Below are 17,374 nucleotides of genomic sequence, written 5' to 3'. Positions count from 1 at the left end.
AGGTCCTTCCCTTTGCTTCGCACTGCTCAGGATGACAAACAGAAAATGACAGATAGTTTGACACCGACAGCACGCGAGATGTCTCCCGTTGGTCGACATGACGATTAGACGAAACAACTAATTGCCCGCAAACCCTGAACTTCGCCCGCCTAACCCAGCCCCGCCCGCATGCCCACCGCCCCTGCTTCCTTCCGCACCATCGACCCCGCCGTTATCAAGCCCAGTGAGCTGCACCCGTTTCTGGTGGGGGCCGTGGCCCCGCGGCCGGTGGCGTTTGCCAGCACCATTTCGGCCGATGGTAGCGTGAACCTGAGTCCCTACAGCTTCTTCAACTGCTTCGGCTCCAACCCGCCCATCCTGGTGTTTTCGCCCGCCAACCGGGTGCGCGACAACTCGCAGAAGCATACTCTGCAAAACGTGCGCGAGGTGCCCGAAGTCGTCATCCACATCTGCGACTACGCCATGGTCGAGCAAATGTCCTTGGCCAGCACCGAGTATGAAAAGGGCGTTAATGAGTTCGTGAAAGCGGGTTTTACCCAGGTACCGAGCCAGAAGGTGAAGCCCCCGCGGGTGGCCGAAGCCCCAGCCGCCTTCGAGTGCGTGGTCGAGCAAGTCATTGAGCTGGGCCAGAACAACGGGGCCGGCAACCTGGTCGTCTGCCGGGTGGTGCTGGCCCATTTTCGCGAGGATATCGTGCTGCCCAGCGGCACCGGTATCGACCCTTTCAAGCTCGACGCCATTGCCCGCCTCGGCGGCGACTGGTACTGCCGCGCTTCGGGCAGCAGCCTGTTTGAAGTGCCCAAGCCCAACCGCAACATGGGCATCGGCTACGACCAGCTCCCCGAGCACCTGCGCACCTCCGATTTGCTGACCGGCAACAACCTGGGCCGCCTCGGCAACATTGAGCGCGAAGCCCTGCCCACGCCCGCGCAGGTCGCCGAGTTTCGGCAGGAACCCCTGGTGGCCTACACGCTCAACAAGTACCAGTCCCAGCCCCAGGAGCTCAAGCAGCACCTGACGCTGCTGGGCAAGCAGTATTTGGAGGAAGGCAAGCTGCTCGAAGCCTGGAAAGTGCTGCTGCTGGCCGAGTAGAATCTGTAAGCGTGGTGTAGAGACGCATATTTGCGTCTCAATCGTTGCTGACGTTGTTTGCTTTAGGCAGTTCCCATCGTTCAACGACGAGACGCGAATAGGCGTCTCTACGCCAATGGGCACTCCATTTCAAACAACGCCAACTCCAGGGGCTCCCAGCCGGCGGCCCACAGAAAGTCGTAGCCCGGCCCCTGGGTTACCATCGGCATCGTCAGCGGCGGACCGGGAAAGGCGGTTTCCACGGCCTGCAGCAGCCGGCGGCCCCAGCCCTGCCGCCGGTGGGCTTTAGGCACAATAACGGTCTGTACCAAGGTGCGTTCTGCTTCGGGGCGCAGTATTACGAAGGCTTTGTCATCCAATGAAAACGCCCGGGTGGGCGCCGAAGCCGCCATCAGCGACTCGGCCGCAAACATCCAGGGCAGGTTTTCGGCAGCTTCCCGGGCCACCAGATAAGCCACCTGCCGCGGGTCGACTTCAGTGAGTTGAGCGGCAACTTCCACCGGCTGAGGCTCACGGCGGAAGGTGAACAGCTCCCGGGTGTTGCGGAAGCCCAGCCGCTCGTAGAGGCGGCGGGCCCGCTCGTTGGGCACGAATACTTCCAGCAGCATGCTCCGGTCGTGGCGGGCCCGGGCTTCGTCGAGGGCCGCTTGCAGCATCTGTTTGCCGTAGCCTTTGCCCCGGGCATCAATCACCAACCCCATGGCCGCCACCCGGCTCGTGTAGCCGCGCCGGGCAATCAGCACCAGGCCCACTAGCTCTTCCCCCGCAAACCAGAGCTTGCTGGCCTGGGCGTCGAGGTGCTCGGAGCGGAAGCGCCGCTCGAAGGTTTCGGGCGTGAAGACCAGCGGCACGAAGTACTCCTCGAAGGAGCGGTTCATGGCCTCGGTGACCTGGGCGGAGGGGAAGTCCAGAACGGGGCGGGCGGTGAGCAGCACGGGATTGGGGGTAGAATACATAGGAGTAACATTGAGGCCGCTAAAAAAGCAAAAAGCCCGCACCGAAGCGCAGGCTTTGCAGTACTCTACCGGCTACGAAATCCATTTAATCCGGAAAACCCGCCGGAAACGGAGTTCGGCGCAGCCAATCCGTGGTTCAGACTTAATTCCGCACGGCTATCATCAGGCCCAGCTCCTTGTAGCGCATGTTGAATTTCTTGGCTATCGAGGCGTTAGTCAACGAGCCTTTGTAGACGTAGACGCCCGAGCGGAAATGCTCGTTGGTGAACAGGACCTCGTTGATGCCCCCGTGCTGGCTGATTTCCTGCAGAATGGGCGTGAAGATGTTGCTCAGGGCGTTGGTAGCGGTGCGCGGCACGCGGGAAGCAATGTTGGGCACGCAATAGTGTACCACGTCGTACTTGCGGAACACGGGCTTGCTGTGGCTGGTCATTTCCGAGGTTTCGAAGCAGCCGCCCTGGTCGATGCTCACGTCGATAATGACCGAGCCGGGGGCCATGCTGGCCACCACGCTTTCGGGCACCATAAACGGAATCCGGCCTTCCTCGGCGTTCAGGGCCCCAATCACCACGTCGGCCCGCCGAATCTGCTGGTTGAGCACGAACGTGTCGAGCGTGCTGGTGTAGAGCATCGTGCCCAGGTTCTGCTTGAGCCGGCGCAGCTTGTAGAGGTGGTTGTCGAACACCTTCACCTCGGCGCCCAGACCGGTGGCGGCGCGGGCCGCGTACTCGGCCACGGTACCCGCGCCCAGAATCACGACCTGGGACGGGGGCACGCCGGTAATACCGCCCAGAATGACGCCCTTGCCCTCGTTGGAGCGGGCCAGGTACTCGGCCGCCACCAGCATCACGGTGGAGCCCGCAATTTCGCTCATGGCCCGCACCACCGGCCGGGCCCCCGAGGGGTCCTTAATCAGCTCGAAGCTGATGGCATTCACCTTCTTGCGCAGAATGGCCGTGATGTACTCGGCCGTGAGCGAGCCAAACTGCAGGGCCGAAATCAGGGTCTGGTTGGCCTTCAGGTAGTCGATTTCCTCCTGGGTGGGCGGGGCCACTTTCAGGATGATGTCGGCCTCGTACACTTCCTTGGCCGAGTAGGCAATGGTGGCCCCAGCCTCGCTATAGTCGTGGTCGGAGTACTTGCTGGGCTCCCCGGCCCCGCTTTCCATGACCACCTCGTGGCCCTCGTTCACGAGGTGCTTCACGGCTTCGGGCGTCAGGCAGATGCGGTTTTCCTGCAACGAGGTTTCCCGGGGCAGGCCGATAAACAGCTTGCGCTTGCGCGTTTCCACGGCCAGCATGGATTCCTGGGTGAAGTAAGCGCGGCTCGTGGCCAGCGACTCAAATCCGGGGGGTATTGCTTCGGGCATTGGGCAGGTAAGGGTTCAGCGGCTCAGTCGGTCAGGGCTTCGAGGCGCAGCAGGCGCGACTCGGGCCCGGTCACGGTGAGCGTGACGAGCAGCCTCTTCGGGGGCAAAAGCGCCTCCACGCGGCTTGGCCACTCTATCAGGCAAAGATAGCCAGAATCGAAGTACTCTAGCGCGCCAATGTTTTCGGCCTCGGCGGGGTCCTCAATCCGGTAGAAGTCGAAGTGGTAAATCGGCTGGTTCTGCCCGTCGCGGTACTCATTAACGAGGGCAAAGGTGGGGCTGCTCACGTCGTCCTGCACGCCCAGCTCTTGGCACAGGGCCTTGGTGAAGGTCGTTTTGCCCGCCCCCATTTCGCCCTCCAGCACCACAATGGAGTGGCCCGCCAGCAGGGGTACCAGCTGGGCAGCGGCCTGGGGCAACGCCGCTAGCGTCGGAATTGTAATTTCAGTCACGGACATAGCAACAGGGTTTGAGGGCGCAAGTTTAGCATTCTGCGCGGCTCCGCCCAGCTTTAGGTTTCGTAGCTTGCCGGGCCTCGCTTTTCGCTGCCCGTCTATGAAACCGCTCCGCTCCTACCTGCCGCTGCTCCTGCTGCTGCCCGTGCTGGCCTGCTCCCGCCCCACCCAACCGACGGCCCCGGGCGCCCCGGCTGCGGCCTACTACCCCGGCCCGGGCAACCGCTGGCAGCGCCAAAAGCCCGAAAAAGCCGGCTTCGACGCCGCCCGCCTGCAGCAGGCCGTAGCCTGGGCCCAGGAGCAGGAAACGACCCAAATGACCCCGAACTTCGCTACCCAGGCCGAAATCTTCGGCACGCCCCTGGGCCCACTGCCCGCCTCCCGGGCCGCTACCAACGGCCTGATCCTGCGCCACGGCTACATCGTGGCCGAGTGGGGCAACACCGAGCAGGCCGACCCCACCTACAGCGTGGCCAAAAGCGTGCTGTCCACCCTGCTGGGCCTGACCCTGGAAAAGGGCCTGATCAAGGACATTCACGACCCGGTGAGCAAGGACATTCACGACGGCGGCTACGATTCCGACCACAACCGCCGCGTGACCTGGGAACACCACGTGCGCCAGAGCAGTGAGTGGGAAGGCTCGATGTGGGGCAAAAACGCCGATTTCGTGGGCCACGAGGCCTTCGGCAAAGGCGAGCGAAAACCCCGGACCCTGCAGGAGCCCGGCACCTACTACGAATACAACGACGTGCGCATCAACCGCTTCTCGTTGTCGCTGCTGGAGCTCTGGCGCCGGCCCCTGCCCGAGGTGTTCCGCTCCGAAATCATGCAGCCCATCGGCGCTTCCTCATCCTGGCAGTGGGTGCCCTACCGCAACTCCACCGTGCTTATCGACGGCCAGCCCATGGCCTCCGTGAGCGGGGGCACGCGCTGGGGCGGGGGCCTCTGGATCAGCAGCCGCGACGAAGCCCGATTCGGCTACCTGTTTCTGCGCCAGGGCCGCTGGCAAGACCGGCAAGTAGTGCCCGCGGCCTGGGTGCAGCAGGCCACCACGCCCGGCGGCCCCGGCCCCGACTACGGCTACCTCTGGTGGCTCAACTCCCAGCGCAAGGCCTGGCCCGACGCCCCGGCCACGAGCTACGCCGCCTTGGGCGCGGGCTCCAACACGATTTGGGTTGACCCCGAGCACGACCTGGTGATTGTGTGGCGCTGGCACAACGGCAGCCCCAACGAGTTGATCAAGCGGGTGTTGGGCGCTCTTAAAAACGGGTAGCTTGAACGCCGCCTACCCCCCGGCCTGCTGTTCTTTTCTTCGGCTGAAGAAAAATATTTGCGTCATGAGGCAACCTTCATGATATATCATACATCTATTTATCACCGCTGGATTTCTTCCTCATGCTCTCTAATGTTCTCTTCTACTCGCTCGATAAGGCTATCAAGCAATACCGGCGCTTTGCCCAGGCCAACATCGACCGGGCGGGCATCGCCATTACCATCGACCAGTGGCTGGTGCTGCGCGTGATTCTGGAAAACGACGACCTGACCCAAACCGAAATCGGCGACCGGGTCTTTAAGGACCAGGCCTCCGTGGCCCGCATCATCCGCTTGCTCACCCAACGCGAACTGCTGGCGGCCGAAGCCCTGGCCTACGACGGGCGCCGCACCCAGCTGCGCGTGACCGAAGAAGGCCAGCGGATTCTGGACGCGGTGCAGCCCATCGTGCTCAACAATCGCGGCATTGCGCTGCAGGGACTCTCGGACGCCGATACGGCTGTGCTCCAGACCCTACTGGAACGCATTTACCGCAACTGTACGCCAACTTCCTAGCTTCTGGCAACAGCAGGAAGGCGGCAGAAGGAAAAATATTCATCCCGTCATTTGAATATACGAAAGTCTTCGTATGTTTGATACGAAATAATTCGTACTGCTTCTCCTCTCCCGTCGGCCGCGGGTAGCGGGGCGGTGGGCCCGGCCGGCCCACCCAGTAGCCACGAACGTTTTCTGCTTAACGCCGACGGCTCTCTTTCGCGGGCCGGTGGCTGAATTCTCAGCGCGTTAGCCTCAACCCTGCTTTATCCATGAAACTCCACTACCCCGGACGGCTCCCGCAGCCTTCCCTCCTGCTGCTGCTCGGCAGTTTGCTGCTGAGCGCCCCGGCCCTGGCCCAAACCCGCACCACCGTGACTGGTCAGCTGGCCGGGGCCAGCGGCGCGCCCATCGACTACGCCACCGTGACTCTGCACCGGGCCACCGACTCGACGGTGGTCAAGTCGGAGTTCAGCGACGAGAAGGGCACGTTCCGCTTCGAGCAGACGCCCACCGGCGCCTACCTCGTCTCGGCCTCGCAGGTGGGCTTTGTGCGCACCTGGAGCAAGGTTTTCACGGCCGGGGCCGAAACCGTGGCCCTGCCGGTGCTGACCCTGGCCGCCAGCGGCGCTACTACGCTCAAGGAAGTGCAGGTGGTGGGCCAGAAACCCTTGTTTGAGCGGGAAGCCGACCGCACCATCGTGAATGTGGAGGGCTCGACGCTGGCCGCCGGCAACACCAGCCTGGATGTGCTCAGCCGCTCGCCGGGCGTGACGGTGGACGGCAACGACAACATCGGGCTGCGCGGGCGGCAGGGCGTGCTGGTGCTCATCGACGGCAAGCGCCAGCCCATGACGGGCGCCGAGCTGGCCGATTACCTGCGGGCCCTGCCGGCCGAGCAGCTCAAGAGCATTGAGCTCATCACCAACCCGCCGGCCAAGTACGAGGCCCAGGGCAGCGCCGGCATCATTGCCATCAACCTTAAAAAAGACCAGCGCGTGGGCACCAACGGCAGCCTGAGCAGCAGCTACGGGCACGGCCGCTTCGGGCGCTTCACCTCGGGCCTGACGCTAAACCACCGCACCAAGAAAACCAACACCTTCGGCTCCTACACCTTCGCCGACCGCCGCAACTATGGGGCCCTGACCATTCACCGCGACTTTTACCGCCCCACCGACCAGGGCAAGGCCTACGATGGCAGCACCGACCAGGACAACTACGGGGCGGGCCACAACGTCTCCCACACCTGGAAAGCCGGCCTGGACTACACTCTCTCGGAGCAAACCGTGGTGGGCGTAACCGTCAACGGGCTGCAAAACCGCAACACCCAGCGCGGCAGCAACTTGACGACCCGCACCGACGCCGCGGGTAATGCCCTGCGGGGCTACAACTCGACCAACAACCGGGAAGCTACGTTTCCCAACGTGGCCGGCAACCTCAACTTCAAGCACACCTTTAAGGACTCGGTGGGCACCCGGGAGCTGACGGCCGACGCCGACTACGCCCGCTACGACACCCGCCGCCTGCAGTACCTGACTACCTACCAGGACCGGGAGCCGGTGGAGCTGCTGACCCGCCGCAACGGCGACCAGGAAGGCCTGCTCACGATTCAGTCCATCAAGGCCGACTACACCCACCCGCTCACCAAAAAGGCCCGGCTGGACCTGGGCGGCAAAGTCAGCTGGGTGCACTCCGACAACGACGTGGAGTTTACCATTCCCTTCGTGGACCCCGCTTCCGGCGCCGTGAGCCTGGATTATTTGGTGCGCGACGCGAACCTGTCGAACCGCTTCCGCTACGACGAGAACATCAACGCGGGCTACGTGAATTACAACCAGACCCTGCCCGGCTGGACCCTGCAGCTGGGCCTGCGCGGGGAGCAAACCAAGGGCGTGGGCAAGTCGGACAACGCTACGGAGGACGCCAACTTCAACCGCAACTACTTCCAGCTTTTCCCCAGCGCAGCCGTCAAGCACACCTTCACCGAGCAGCACGAAACGTCCGTGTCGCTGAGCCGCCGCATCGACCGGCCGGGCTACGGGCAGCTCAACCCCTTCCGCTCCTACATCGACGCGACGACCTACGGCGCGGGTAACCCCCGGCTCAAGCCCCAGACCAGCTACAACGTGGAGCTGACCCACACTTACAAGCAGAAATACAGCCTGGGCCTGAGTTACAGCCGCACCTCCGACCCCATCGTGGGCACCGTACAGCCCGAAAACGCCAACAGCCGCATCGTGGTATCGACGAGCCAGAACCTGGGCACCCAGTACTACTACGCCCTTACCCTGACGGCCCCGGTGGAGCTGGCCAAGTGGTGGAACGTGTACAACAACGGGGTGCTCTACTACAACCGCTACGTGGGCAGCATTGCCGGCACCACCCTGGACCGCAGCAGCGCCCGGCCGGCTTTTTCGCTCAGCAGCAACAGCACGTTCACCTTCGGCAAAGGCTGGAGCGCCGATTTGAACGCCAACTACCAGTCGCGGGAGCTGTCGGGCTTCTTCGATACCCGCCCTTATGGGCAGGTGGCTTTTGGTATTCAGAAAAGCCTCTGGGAACGAAAAGCCAACCTCAAGCTCAACGTAACCGACGCCTTCTACACCGGCGCCATCCGGGCCACTTCCACCTACGACAACTACGTGGAGCGCTTCTACCAGCGCGGCGACTTCCGGGTGGCCACCCTAGCCTTCTCCTACCGCTTCGGCAATGATAAACTGGCGCCGGCCCGGCGCCGCAGCGGCGGGGCCGAAGACGAAAAGCGCCGCGCCGGGGGCTCCTAAATTAACCGGTTACAGTTCTGCCAGCACGGCCCCGGATTACAGAATCCGGGGCCGTAATTTTTTTAGGGCCCCTATTCAAGCGCAGGAGCTTATACCGCCCTACCACATATACATGTTACTCTATATTACAGCTATAATGCCTATCTTCATTATCCCGATTCCCTAGCACCCACCCTGCCCGCAGTGGCTTGTTTGCCATAGCCGACAAGCCCCGCCCGTGTGCCCGCAGGCTCTCTTCCCGCCTATTGCAAAGAACCCGGTGGCATCTTCCACCGGGCCTGACCCGGGCCGTGCGCGGCCCGCAACTTTCCTTTGCCATGGCTGAATACAGAGTGTGGTTTAAGCCCTTTACCCGCGACAATTCCCGCCTGTTGCGCATCCTGGAAGCCCTGGAGCAGGCCGGCGTGGGGCTGCAGGCCGTGCACCTGGGCGACACGCCCGAGGGGGCGGGCATCATCTTTCTGGATCATCAGGCCCCGCTCGAGGAAATTCAGGAAACCCTGGAGGCATATACGCTTTACGCCGACACCAAAATCATTGCCGTGGCCGTGAGCCTGCTGCCGACCTCCAGCACCTGGGCCCTGCTGCGCAGCGGCGTAGTGGAAGTGTTTTCCTGGTTTGAGGTCGAGAAGCCGGTGCAGATTATCGTGTCGCGGTTGCAGTACTGGCTGCTGCTGGAAGAGAAAGTGACTTACCTGCAGCAGCGCATGGTGGGCCAGAGCCGCTGCTGGGTGAACACCCTGCGGCAGGTGGTCGACATGGCCCTGAGCAACTGCCAGGTGCTGATTATGGGCGAAAGCGGCACCGGCAAGGAACTCGTGGCCCAGGAAATTCACCAGCTCGACCCGCGGCCCAGCAAGCGCGACTGTGTGGTGGTCGACTGTACCAACCTGATTCCGGGCCTCTCGGGCTCGGAGCTGTTTGGCCACGAGAAGGGCGCCTTTACCAACGCCATCAGCACCCGCGACGGGGCCCTGGCCCTGGCCCACGAAGGCACGCTGTTCCTGGATGAGCTGGGCGAGCTGCCGCTACCCCTGCAGGCCGAGCTGCTGCGGGCGTTGCAGGAAGGCACCTACAAGCGCGTGGGCAGCAACACCTGGCGCCGGGCCAAGTTTCGGCTGGTGAGTGCCACCAACCGCGACCTGCTGGCCGAGGTGCACAAGGGCACGTTTCGCCAGGACTTGTACTACCGCATTTCGGGCTGGACCTGCCAGCTGCCGCCCCTGCGCGAGCGGAAAGAAGACATTGTGGGGCTGGCCGAGCACTTCTTCCGGGAGCAGCACCACATCCACCAGCCCGTGGACCGGCAGGTGTTCGACTTTCTGCTGCTGCGCGACTACCCCGGCAACGTGCGCGAGCTGCAGCAGCTCATCAACCGCATTGCCAACAAGCACCTGGGCGAAGGCCCCATCACCATCGGCGACATTCCGCGCTCCGACTGGCCCGACTTCGCCCGCCTGGGCCCCAGCCTGCAGGGCAGCGACTTGGAGGCCGGCGTCAAAGGCTTGTTGTACCAGGGTCTGGGGCTGAAGGAAATCAAGGACCAGGTAACCGAAATAGCCAAAAAGGTGGCCATTACCCACGAAAACGGCAACCTGAAGCTAGCTGCCCACCGCCTGGGCTGCAGCGAAAGAATCCTGCAGATGCACCGCCGCGGCGAGCCGGAAGTGGCGGGGGCGCCGGGGTAACGTTGGTTTATATTCGTAGGTTTATAGCGTACAACGCTACGGTCTGTTCCGGCCCTGGCTTAGCACGTTTCGTAGCTACGTCCGGGCATTAAGCTGGTGTATTTCGCTACCAATGGACCCGATACTACAGAGCAAAATAACCCGTAAACGGATAGAGAAGCTGTACAGAACCGCTATTTATGCCTACAGCGCACCTTTCGCCCTGTTGTTACTACAGCTGCTAGCTCCGAATAAAATCGGGACGGTCTTTTTCGCAGCTTCTTTGTTCAGCCTGCCGCTCTTGGTCGTGGTGGGCCTCAGGTGCACCATCCTTGGCCTGCGCCTGGCCTTCAAGACCAATGACTACCAGAAAAAAGACCTTGGCTATGCCAACCTTATCATGGGACTTATTCTGGCCGGATTGGCGGTAATAGGTCTAGGCTTCGCATTCCTGCGGATCAGCTGATCCGAAAACTCCCGGCCGTCGTATCCGGACACTTCGCCTTTTCTGCCTTAGCTCAGTCCGAACCGCGCCAATAACGCCTCCTTGTGCTGCTTGCCGATGGGGAGCTTTTCGGGCAAATCGTAGAGCTCAGCCTCGTTGCCGCTGATGGCCCGGATGGCGTCCATGCGCACGATGTAGGACTTCTGGATGCGGGTGAAGCGGGCAGCCGGCAGCTGGTCTTCGACCCGGCTCATGCGCAGGTAGGTGATGATGACGCGGTTTTTGAGGATGATTTTGATGTAGTCCTTCATGCCCTCGATGTAATAGATTTCGTCGAAGAGCACCCGCTGCAGGCTGTGGCCTTCCTTGACGAACAAGAACTGCGGGGCGGCCGGCTCCGGGGCCGTAGCTGCGGGGCGGCTGTTGATGAGAGCCTGGGCTTTGTTGACGGCCTTCAGAAACCGCGGAAACGACACGGGCTTGACGATGTAGTCCAGCGCGTCGAGCTCGAAGCCTTCGAGGGCGTAGTTGGGGTGGGCCGTGACGAAGATGACGTAGGGCGGATGCTGCAGGGAGCGGATGAACTCGATGCCGTTGACCTGGGGCATGTTGATGTCGGAGAAAATCAAATCGACTTTCTGCTGCTGCAACACCTCCAGCGCGTCGAAGACGTGGGCGCAGCTGGCCAGCAGGTGAAAGCCCGGAATCCGGGCCACGTAGCCTTCCAGCAGCTCGCGGGCGAAAGGCTCATCGTCGATAATCAGGCAGTTAATCATGGGGCTGGAAAAGGAATCTATAGTAGGAGTCATCCGGAGCTTTGCGAAGGACCTTATCACGCCAAAACAAGTCGTTGGTACGAATCGGTCGGCTGTTATAAGGTCCTTCGCAAAGCTCAGGATGACAGGGAAGGAACCGGGTCGAGGCGGAGCACCAGGACCACGCGGTAAGTTTGGTCGGCGGGCTCGGGGCCGATGGTGAGCTGGTAGTCCGGGGGCGGGTAGTGCAGGGCCAGGCGCTTTTGCACGTTGGCCACCCCTACCCCGCCAAACGCCGTGGGCGGACCGGCGGGCGGCAGGCTGTTGCTCACTTCGAAGTGCAGCTGCCCCTCGTGCACGGCCAGCGTGATACTGACCCAGCTGGCTTCCAGGCTGCTGTCGACGCCGTGCTTGAAGGCGTTTTCGACGAAGGGAAAGAACAGCAGCGGGGTAATGCGGAACTCGTCGAAGGGCCCCGACTTCTGGTAACGGATGCTGACGTGGCGGCCGTAGCGCAGGCGTTCCAGCTCCAGGTAATCCTCCAGAAACCCGATTTCCCGGCTCAGGGGCACCTTTTCGGCGTCCGACTCATACACCGTGTAATGCATCAAGTCGGTGAGGTGCTGGACCATGACGGGCGCCCGGGCATCCTGCTTGACGACCATGGTGTAGATGTTGTTCAGGGTGTTGAACAGAAAGTGCGGGTTGACCTGGGCCTTTAGAAAGCTCAGCTCCAGAGTGAGATTTTCGCGCTCCAGGCGCAGGCTCTGGTTGCTGGTCGTGAGCAAAAACCGCACGAAGCGAATCAGGATGGGCGGCAGCACGGTCACGACAAAGTCGCTGATGCCCATGCTAATGGCCCGCCACGAAAAGACTCCTCCCCAAAGGCCGTAGTCGATGACGCGGTGCATGTAGTCGTGGGCATTGGCCGAAATCAGCCCGGAGTGCTGCAGCAAGGCGTAATAGCCGTAGGAGCACAGGCCCCAAACGTAATAAATGGCCAGCAGCCCGAGGCCCGTCAGCAGCCAGCGGCGGCGCAGCACCAGGCGCGGCAGCACCACGCGGGCAAAAAAGTAGTAGCCCGCCACGGCCGCCAGCAAGTCCTTCAGCACGAAGCCCGCCGTTACGAGCGGGGTTTCCTGCCAGCTTTGAAAAGCCACCCACTCGAAGGCCACGAACAAACTCCACCACAACAAAGGCGCCAGCCGGCGCAGGACCAGCGGCCAGGCCCACCGACGGGCGCGCGGCTCCCGGGTAAGGACCTCCATGGCTAGTCGAGCGGAATAGTGAGGTGCAGGTGAACCCGCAGGTCGGTTTCGGTCAGGGCCAGCGTGTGCCCGGGGTACTGCAGGGCCAGGCGCCGCCGGGCGGCTTGCAGAGTCGCGGCCGAGGCGTAGGGCTCGGGCCAGGACTGGGCCGTGGTGCGGGTCAGGGTCAGCGCCAGAACCTGCGGGCCCACGAGCAGCTGGCAGTGCAGGGTTACGGGGCCGGGCGCGGTGTCGAGGCCGGCGAAAAGGCGTTCCACGAACGGGTGCAGCACCAGGGGCGCAATGGTCTGCGGCCCGGCAGCCATGCCGCTCACTTCGTGGTGAATGGCGACGGAAGCCGGGTTGCGCAGGCGCTCCAGGGCCAGGTAGTCGTCGAGAAACTCCAGCTCCCGGTCCAGGGGGACCCGCTCGGCATCGGTTTCGTAGAGCGTGTAGCGCATCAGGTCGGCCAGGTGCAGCACGACGTCGCCGGCCCGCTCGTCGCCGCTGTGGGTGAAGGTGCGCAGGCTGCCCAGGGTGGTAAACAAAAACTGCGGGTTGATTTGGGCCTTGAGGTAGCTGCGCTCCAGGCGCAGATGGTCACGCTCCAGGGCCAGCCGCCGCCGGTCGACGACCAGGGCGTAGGCCAGAAAGCTGATGATGAGCGGAAACAGCATGGGCGCCAGCATGCCCATAAACGAGGCTAGCATGCCGCTCAGGCTGGTCAGGTCGGCCCAGAGGTGGTCGATGTAGAAGCCGTGCAGAGTGCGGCGCAGCACTGGGTCGAGGGCCACGTAGGCTTCACTGAGCCGGGCGCCCAGGTACATCCAGATCCGGTACCCGTAAATCAGGGCCAGGCCGCCGGCCAGGGCCGGGCCGGTGCGCCCCCGCAGCAGCCAGCGCGGAATGATAAGGTAAACCAGGCTATTGAAGAGCACCACGGCAAAGCTCAGCTGCACCAGCACCAGCGGCCAGACCGGGCCCGCGAAGTAGTAGTTGGGCCGGTTGTTCCAGAGCAGATAAAAGCCCCCGAGCAGCAGCCACAGCACCACTTGCAGCAGCAAAGCCGTGGTGCGGGAGCTTAGTGCGGACCAGCGCCGGGCCAGCCGGACAAGGAACTCAGTCATGAAAAACGGCAGACCACTTCATTCTTTGGTGGTGTGGGGAAGTGCTTTGGTCGAATAAAGTTCGGGCTCCTAAAGCTCCGCAATTTCTTTGGACCAGATCTTCTTCTTCGCCCTAAATAATTCACTTCGTCATGACGCTCCGCCCTTCCTTCCGCTTCCACTTCACTGCTACCCTGACCCGCTCGTTGGCCCGCCGCGCCTGGCCGCTGGCCGCCGCGGCCCTGACGGGCCTGCTGCTGGCCAGCCCGGCCCAGGCCCAGGAAACCGACACGACCTTTGTGCGGCTGCTGCGCAAAAACACCTTTGCCCTCACGGCCAGCGGCACTACTATGGCCGGCCCCGGCTGGGACAAGCTGCGCCAGGACATCCAGCAAAGCCCGCTCGTGCTGCTGGGCGAAGACCACGGCATGGCCCAGATTCCGGGTTTTGCCCAGGCCGTGGCCCAGGTGCTGCAGCCGGCCGTGTACGTGGCCGAAATCGACAAGTACCAGGCCCAGGACCTGAACCGGCTGGCCGCCCAGCCCGGCTTGCCCACGGCCTACAACCGTCAGTATTCGATGGGGTTATCCTTCTACAGCTGGGCCGAGGAGTTTGAGCTGGCCCGGGCTCTGCGGGCCCAAAACGTACCAATTGTGGGTATCGACCAGGTCAGCCTGCTGGCTACGGGCAGTTTGTTTGACCGAATGGCCACCCAGACCAAGAACAAGTCAGCCAAGGCGTACTTACGGAGCCGGGCTGCCGCCTACCAGGCCCAGGACAACGCTACCATTGCCAAGGGCACCAACAATTTCAGCATTTACCAGCGCCCCACGGCCCTGGACAGCCTGCGCCGCCTCACCCAGAAGGAAGGCCCGCTGGTGCAGCAAATGGTGCGCGACTTTGCGTTGAGCAGCGAAATTTACGCCCTGAACAAAACCCAGGGCCTGAAAAGTCACCAGCTGCGCATCAACTCGATGAAGCGCAGTCTGCTCGAAAGCCTGCCCGCTTACAGCCAGCCCGGCCAGCCCCTGCCCAAGATGCTGTTCAAGTTTGGGGCCCTGCACATCGGGCGCGGTGCCAGCCTGCTGGCCGGGGTCTTCGACGTGGGCAACCTGGCCCTGAACCTGGCCGACGTGCACGACCAGAAGTCCCTGCACATCTTCATTATCGGCAAGCAAGGCGCCAAGGCCGGCCCCAACGGCGCCGCGCAGTACTCCAACAACGACGAGAAAATGCTGCAGCCCTTTTTGGCCGCCACGCCCACCACTGGCCCCTGGCAGGTATTTGACCTGCGGCCCTTGCGCCGGGCCCTGCTCAACGAGCGGCTCAAAGTAAGCAACCAGCCCCTGGCCACCGTCCTGCTCGATTACGACTACGTGGTTATCATACCCGAAACCACCGCCAGCCGCAGCTATTAATCGAGCAATGGCACAAGACCACCCTGAGCCAGTCTCGAAAGCTATTCGGCTTGTACCCTATTTACACCATGCCCTCAACTCTCGGTTACTCCCGCACCAGCCACGGGTCGCGCCACTCGGAACTCAGCTCGGCGGCGGGTACCGCAATGCGCTGCAAGGCCGCGGGCCCCGGGTTTACCCGCACGGTATCGAGCAGGCCCAGCAGGTTGCCGGCCACCACTTGTTGGGTTTCTTCCCGGCGCAGGTGCAGGGCCTTGATTTTGGCCAGTTCCACGCCCGGATGCAGCCAGGGGCCGTCGGAGCCGAAGAGGAATTTATGGGCCCCGGCCCGGTCTACGGCCCGGCGCAGAATGTCGAAGCGGCGCACCCCGCTGGTGTCGGTGTAGATGTTGGGAAAGCGCACGAGGTGGTCGATGAGGCCGGCCTGGGCCCGCCAGTCGTCGGAAAACGAGCCCAGGTGGGGAATGATGAAGTTCACGTCGGGGTACTGCTCACCCAGCAGCTCGACCACCGCAATTTCGCCCACCACGTCGTAGAGCACCGGCAAGCGAAAGGCCCGGGCCACGTCGCAGATTTCGCGGCTGATACGGGCGTCGAAGCGGTGGCACTTGATACCGCAGAAGCCGTACTGCTGCACGGCCGTGCCCACCAGCTCCCGGATGCGGCCCCGGTCGCGCTGGGCGTGCACGAAGGCAAAGCCGTAGAACCGCTCGGGCTGCTGCTGCACCAGCTGGGCCACTTGGCGGTTGGCCACGGCGTAGTCGGAGTGGAAGGCGGCAAAGAGCACGGTGCGCTGAATCCCGGCCTCATCGGCCCAGTCCAGGTAGGGCCCCAGGGGCGCGTCGGTGTCCCAGGGGCCAGTCAGGCCGTCGCCTTGGCCGGCGTGGCAGTGGCAGTCGATGATGAGCATAGCGGGGCAGAATAAGGGGTGAGCTGGCCCAGGCGGCGCAGAAAAAACAGGCTGGTGCGGATGCCGCGCCAGAAGTTGGGCAAATACAGAAACTCGTCGGGCCCGTGCTTGCGGTCATCGGGCAGACCAAAACCCATGAGCACCGTCGGGATGCCCAGGTGCTGCTCAAAAAGGCTGACGACGGGAATCGTGCCGCCCGAGCGTTGGAGCACTGGGGCGCGCCCGAAGCCGTGGGCGTAGGCCTGGGCCGCGGCCTGCATCACCGGCAGCTGGGGCGGCACCGTGTAGGGCGGGGCGTGCAACTGGGCGGTGAGCGTGGCCTGCACCTGGGGCGGAGTAATCCGGCGCAGAAACCGGCGCAGCTGCTCTTCCACCTGGTGCGGGTTCTGGCCCTGGGCCAGCCGGAAGCTGAGCTTGGCCGACGCCCGGGCCGGCACAATAGACTGAACACCAGCGCCCTGGTAGCCGCCGGTAAGACCCGTGATGCTCAGCGAAGGCCGCAGCACGGTGCGCTCATATAAAGAGTAGCCGGCCTCGCCCCACCCCTGCTCTACCTGAGCCTCGCGCCGCAGCTGGGCATCCGAGGGACCATACCGTTGCAAATACGCCCGTTCGGCCACCGAAGCGGGTTGCACCGGGTCGTAAAAGCCGGGAATGGCTATTCGTCCGGCCTCGTCGTGCAGGGCCGCCAGCAGCGTACTCAGGGCTTGCAGGGGATTGAGCACCGCCCCGCCGAAAATACCCGAGTGCAGCTCCGCGCGGGGCCCGGTTACGGTCAGCTCGGCGGCCAGGGAGCCGCGCAGGCCGTAGGTCAGGGCGGGCTGGGCGGCCGACAGCAGGTTGGTATCCGAGAGCAGGGCCCAGTCGGCGCGCAGCCGGTGGCGGTGGGCCTGCACGAATTCGGCCAGGTTGGGGCTGCCGATTTCCTCCTCGCCTTCCAGCAGGATTTTCACGTTCAGCGGCAAAGGCTGGCCGGTTTGCAGCAGCAGCTCCAGGGCTTTGAGGTGGACGAAAAACTGGCCTTTGTCATCGGAAGCGCCGCGGCCGTAGAGCTTGTTGCCGCGAATCAGCCCCGCGAAGGGCGGCACCGTCCAGGCGGCGGCCGGCTCGGTGGGCTGCACGTCGTAGTGACCGTAGATGAGCAGCGTGGGCCGCCGCCGACTCACCAGCTTCTCGGCGTAGACGATGGGGTGGCGGGCCGTTTCGAAAAGCCGCACGCCGTCCAGCCCCAGCTGCTGCATATGCCGGGCCAGCCAGGTGGCGCAGGCGCGCAGGCCCGAGGCGTAGCGCGCATCGGTGCTGATGCTGGGAAACCGTACCAGGGCTTGCAAATCAGACAGGAAATCGGCTTTCATGGCGCAGGCC

General features: G+C 63.3%; 15 protein-coding genes. 7 read left to right on the top strand and 8 right to left on the bottom strand.

Annotated features, from left to right (window positions below; translation table 11 throughout):
- Positions 1-168: 168 nt before the first annotated feature.
- Positions 169-1,092, top strand: a complete 924-nt coding sequence (locus CLV45_RS08075) for a flavin reductase family protein (RefSeq protein ID WP_100335852.1) — start codon at positions 169-171, stop codon at positions 1,090-1,092.
- Between the two features lie 107 nt (positions 1,093-1,199).
- Here the strand turns inward: CLV45_RS08075 and CLV45_RS08070 are convergent, their stop codons facing one another.
- The 3 genes from CLV45_RS08070 to tsaE all read right to left on the bottom strand — a co-directional run bounded on the left by CLV45_RS08070 (position 1,200) and on the right by tsaE (position 3,875).
- Positions 1,200-2,048 carry a GNAT family N-acetyltransferase gene (locus tag CLV45_RS08070; RefSeq protein WP_100335851.1) on the bottom strand — a complete coding sequence of 283 codons (849 nt, stop codon included), beginning with the start codon at positions 2,046-2,048 and terminating at the stop codon, positions 1,200-1,202.
- A gap of 142 nt (positions 2,049-2,190) precedes the next feature.
- Positions 2,191-3,417: an alanine dehydrogenase gene (locus CLV45_RS08065; RefSeq protein ID WP_100335850.1), complete on the bottom strand. Its 1,227-nt coding sequence runs from the start codon at positions 3,415-3,417 to the stop codon at positions 2,191-2,193.
- 23 nt (positions 3,418-3,440) lie between these two features.
- Positions 3,441-3,875 carry a tRNA (adenosine(37)-N6)-threonylcarbamoyltransferase complex ATPase subunit type 1 TsaE gene (tsaE, locus tag CLV45_RS08060; RefSeq protein ID WP_100335849.1) on the bottom strand — a complete coding sequence of 145 codons (435 nt, stop codon included), beginning with the start codon at positions 3,873-3,875 and terminating at the stop codon, positions 3,441-3,443.
- 97 nt (positions 3,876-3,972) lie between these two features.
- Between tsaE and CLV45_RS08055 the strand changes: the two genes are divergently transcribed.
- The 5 genes from CLV45_RS08055 (at position 3,973) to CLV45_RS08035 (ending at position 10,594) form a co-directional block, all read left to right on the top strand.
- Positions 3,973-5,145: a serine hydrolase domain-containing protein gene (locus tag CLV45_RS08055; RefSeq protein WP_100335848.1), complete on the top strand. Its 1,173-nt coding sequence runs from the start codon at positions 3,973-3,975 to the stop codon at positions 5,143-5,145.
- 122 nt (positions 5,146-5,267) lie between these two features.
- On the top strand, positions 5,268-5,699 hold the full coding sequence (locus CLV45_RS08050) for a MarR family winged helix-turn-helix transcriptional regulator (RefSeq protein WP_100335847.1): 432 nt from the start codon (positions 5,268-5,270) through the stop codon (positions 5,697-5,699).
- 251 nt (positions 5,700-5,950) lie between these two features.
- Positions 5,951-8,461, top strand: a complete 2,511-nt coding sequence (locus CLV45_RS08045) for a TonB-dependent receptor domain-containing protein (protein ID WP_100335846.1) — start codon at positions 5,951-5,953, stop codon at positions 8,459-8,461.
- A 317-nt stretch (positions 8,462-8,778) separates the two neighbouring features.
- A complete protein-coding gene (locus CLV45_RS08040; RefSeq protein ID WP_157807364.1) occupies positions 8,779-10,149 on the top strand; it encodes a sigma 54-interacting transcriptional regulator in 1,371 nt (456 codons plus the stop codon).
- Positions 10,150-10,261: 112 nt separating this feature from the next.
- Positions 10,262-10,594 (top strand): hypothetical protein, encoded by a 333-nt coding sequence (locus CLV45_RS08035; protein ID WP_100335844.1) that lies wholly within the window; start codon positions 10,262-10,264, stop codon positions 10,592-10,594.
- A 47-nt stretch (positions 10,595-10,641) separates the two neighbouring features.
- On the opposite strand, the gene CLV45_RS08030 is transcribed toward CLV45_RS08035, so the two are convergent.
- From CLV45_RS08030 to CLV45_RS08020, 3 genes are all read right to left on the bottom strand, one after another.
- Complete coding sequence (locus tag CLV45_RS08030) at positions 10,642-11,349, bottom strand: LytR/AlgR family response regulator transcription factor (protein ID WP_170061829.1); 708 nt, start codon at positions 11,347-11,349, stop codon at positions 10,642-10,644.
- 116 nt (positions 11,350-11,465) lie between these two features.
- Entirely contained in the window at positions 11,466-12,596 is a 1,131-nt protein-coding gene (locus tag CLV45_RS08025; protein WP_100335842.1) for a sensor histidine kinase, read from the bottom strand.
- 2 nt (positions 12,597-12,598) lie between these two features.
- Positions 12,599-13,702 carry a sensor histidine kinase gene (locus CLV45_RS08020; protein ID WP_100335841.1) on the bottom strand — a complete coding sequence of 368 codons (1,104 nt, stop codon included), beginning with the start codon at positions 13,700-13,702 and terminating at the stop codon, positions 12,599-12,601.
- Between the two features lie 131 nt (positions 13,703-13,833).
- Between CLV45_RS08020 and CLV45_RS08015 the strand changes: the two genes are divergently transcribed.
- Positions 13,834-15,099 (top strand): hypothetical protein, encoded by a 1,266-nt coding sequence (locus tag CLV45_RS08015; RefSeq protein WP_100335840.1) that lies wholly within the window; start codon positions 13,834-13,836, stop codon positions 15,097-15,099.
- Positions 15,100-15,184: 85 nt separating this feature from the next.
- On the opposite strand, the gene CLV45_RS08010 is transcribed toward CLV45_RS08015, so the two are convergent.
- Both CLV45_RS08010 and CLV45_RS08005 read right to left on the bottom strand, forming a co-directional pair.
- Complete coding sequence (locus tag CLV45_RS08010; RefSeq protein ID WP_100335839.1) at positions 15,185-16,009, bottom strand: amidohydrolase family protein; 825 nt, start codon at positions 16,007-16,009, stop codon at positions 15,185-15,187.
- The gene (locus CLV45_RS08005) at positions 15,961-17,364 is read right to left on the bottom strand and encodes a dipeptidase (RefSeq protein WP_100335838.1); all 1,404 of its coding nucleotides are present in this window, start codon (positions 17,362-17,364) and stop codon (positions 15,961-15,963) included. Before CLV45_RS08005 ends, CLV45_RS08010 begins: the two co-directional genes overlap by 49 nt.
- Positions 17,365-17,374 lie beyond the last annotated feature (10 nt).

Origin of the sequence: Hymenobacter chitinivorans DSM 11115 (assembly GCF_002797555.1) — a bacterium.
Classification (GTDB): domain Bacteria; phylum Bacteroidota; class Bacteroidia; order Cytophagales; family Hymenobacteraceae; genus Hymenobacter; species Hymenobacter chitinivorans.
The sequence above is the reverse complement of the archived record's forward strand: the minus strand, read 5'-3'. Positions and strand labels throughout refer to the sequence as shown.

What these genes read in the sequence shown, in the direction of transcription:
- tsaE (WP_100335849.1), bottom strand. Translation starts at nt 3,875, where the DNA reads ATGTCCGTGACTGAAATTACAATTCCGACGCTAGCGGCGTTGCCCCAG.
- CLV45_RS08010 (WP_100335839.1), bottom strand. Translation starts at nt 16,009, where the DNA reads ATGCTCATCATCGACTGCCACTGCCACGCCGGCCAAGGCGACGGCCTG.
- CLV45_RS08075 (WP_100335852.1), top strand. Translation starts at nt 169, where the DNA reads ATGCCCACCGCCCCTGCTTCCTTCCGCACCATCGACCCCGCCGTTATC.
- CLV45_RS08040 (WP_157807364.1), top strand. Translation starts at nt 8,779, where the DNA reads ATGGCTGAATACAGAGTGTGGTTTAAGCCCTTTACCCGCGACAATTCC.
- CLV45_RS08035 (WP_100335844.1), top strand. Translation starts at nt 10,262, where the DNA reads ATGGACCCGATACTACAGAGCAAAATAACCCGTAAACGGATAGAGAAG.
- CLV45_RS08015 (WP_100335840.1), top strand. Translation starts at nt 13,834, where the DNA reads ATGACGCTCCGCCCTTCCTTCCGCTTCCACTTCACTGCTACCCTGACC.
- CLV45_RS08005 (WP_100335838.1), bottom strand. Translation starts at nt 17,364, where the DNA reads ATGAAAGCCGATTTCCTGTCTGATTTGCAAGCCCTGGTACGGTTTCCC.
- CLV45_RS08030 (WP_170061829.1), bottom strand. Translation starts at nt 11,349, where the DNA reads ATGATTAACTGCCTGATTATCGACGATGAGCCTTTCGCCCGCGAGCTG.
- CLV45_RS08070 (WP_100335851.1), bottom strand. Translation starts at nt 2,048, where the DNA reads ATGTATTCTACCCCCAATCCCGTGCTGCTCACCGCCCGCCCCGTTCTG.
- CLV45_RS08020 (WP_100335841.1), bottom strand. Translation starts at nt 13,702, where the DNA reads ATGACTGAGTTCCTTGTCCGGCTGGCCCGGCGCTGGTCCGCACTAAGC.
- CLV45_RS08050 (WP_100335847.1), top strand. Translation starts at nt 5,268, where the DNA reads ATGCTCTCTAATGTTCTCTTCTACTCGCTCGATAAGGCTATCAAGCAA.
- CLV45_RS08065 (WP_100335850.1), bottom strand. Translation starts at nt 3,417, where the DNA reads ATGCCCGAAGCAATACCCCCCGGATTTGAGTCGCTGGCCACGAGCCGC.
- CLV45_RS08025 (WP_100335842.1), bottom strand. Translation starts at nt 12,596, where the DNA reads ATGGAGGTCCTTACCCGGGAGCCGCGCGCCCGTCGGTGGGCCTGGCCG.
- CLV45_RS08045 (WP_100335846.1), top strand. Translation starts at nt 5,951, where the DNA reads ATGAAACTCCACTACCCCGGACGGCTCCCGCAGCCTTCCCTCCTGCTG.
- CLV45_RS08055 (WP_100335848.1), top strand. Translation starts at nt 3,973, where the DNA reads ATGAAACCGCTCCGCTCCTACCTGCCGCTGCTCCTGCTGCTGCCCGTG.